Origin of the sequence: Arthrobacter sp. H14 (genome assembly GCF_000520495.1) — a bacterium.
GTDB lineage: Bacteria > Actinomycetota > Actinomycetes > Actinomycetales > Micrococcaceae > Arthrobacter_C.
The window spans coordinates 5,281-6,719 of record NZ_KI914624.1 but is presented as its reverse complement, the minus strand read 5'-3'; the positions used below and the strand labels follow the sequence as shown (position 1 = coordinate 6,719).

The window sequence follows — 1,439 nt, the reverse complement described above, 5'->3', positions numbered from 1 at the left end:
CTTCTAGGCAGTGCTGCGTCCTGCCGCAGAAAACCAGCCCTGCAAAGAAAAACTGGCGCCGGACCCTTGATTCTCACAAATAGTTCTCGAAACGGTACAGTCGAGCCAAGGCCCCGCATCGAGTTTTGAGAAGAGAGCACCCTGTGACTACACACCGCATCGGCTACGCCAGAGTCTCCACCCGGGACCAGAACCTCGACCTGCAGCTCGAGGCGCTGAAGAAGGCCGGATGCGACCGCATCTACGAGGACACGATCAGCGGTACCAAGTCCCGGCGCCCCGGCCTTACCCAGGCGCTGGACACTCTGCGCGACGGCGACACCCTGGTGGTGTGGAAGCTGGATCGACTTGGTCGAAGCGTGAAAGACCTCCTGGACTTCGCCGGCGGCCTGAGCGAACGCGGGATAGGCTTCGTCAGCCTCACCGACGCGATCGACACCACCACGGCCTCCGGGCGCTTCTTCTTCAACGTCATGGCCTCCCTGGCCCAGATGGAGCGGGAGCTCATGGTCGAACGTACCCAGGCCGGCCTGCAGGCCGCGACACCATAGTTACATTGGCTTTCGCTCGTCCGATGGACTGCGATCTTCGTGTTGCGGAAACTCACCGACACAGCCTCTCGTTTTCAGAGCCGACCGCACAGCAACCGCGCCACTCCGGGGCTTATGCAAGAGGATCATGAACAGTAGCCGAGGAAGGCGCTTTCTCTCGTAACGCTTTCTTCTGGCCGAGAGCTACCGGGATCTTAGAGATAAATCACGAGTAACGAGTACGGACAACATCTGATCGCCCAGCAGGTGGGCCAGAACCCTAACTTGTGAACCGCAGTCATCGTCCCGTAAGAGGTTCCCCACCGCAACACAGTTACTGGACTCCCCCGCCAACAAAAATGTCATTTTCAGAAGACGACTGCACGGAATATCAGAAGCCGCCTGCACAACTGAGGTTGCTGCCATCCATTGGGCCTGTTCGGGAAGCAAGAGATGCGCGGGGGAAGTCCCCGGACGGTGCGCTGCGGCCTGCCGTGCATTCTCGGTAACGAAGGATTTCGAGAATACTCTCGAATCGAGAGCCCAGGGCTTAGTCGATTTTCGAGGCAGTGCTGCGTCCTGCCGCAGAAAACCGGCTCAAAGGAAACGAAACCGACGCCGGGCCTCCCGTTCTCACAAATAGCTCTCGAAACGGTACAGTCGAGCCAAGGCCCCGCATCGAGTTTTGAGAAGAGAGCACCCTGTGACTACACACCGCATCGGCTACGCCAGAGTCTCCACCCGGGACCAGAACCTCGACCTGCAGCTCGAGGCCCTGAAGAAGGCCGGATGCGACCGCATCTACGAGGACACGATCAGCGGCACCAAGTCCCGGCGCCCCGGACTTACCCAGGCGCTGGAGAATCTGCGCGACGGCGACACCCTGGTGGTGTGGAAGCTGGACCGTCT

2 protein-coding genes are annotated in these 1,439 nt (G+C 60.0%); both read left to right on the top strand.

Going from position 1 to position 1,439, the window contains the following annotated elements; all coding sequences use genetic code 11:
* Positions 1 to 143: 143 nt before the first annotated feature.
* Positions 144 to 551, top strand: coding sequence for a recombinase family protein (locus Y707_RS23170; RefSeq protein WP_333782833.1), 408 nt, complete (start codon positions 144 to 146; stop codon positions 549 to 551).
* Between the two features lie 682 nt (positions 552 to 1,233).
* The coding region (locus tag Y707_RS23165) for a recombinase family protein (protein ID WP_035780183.1) at positions 1,234 to 1,439 on the top strand (206 nt) is incomplete at its 3' end.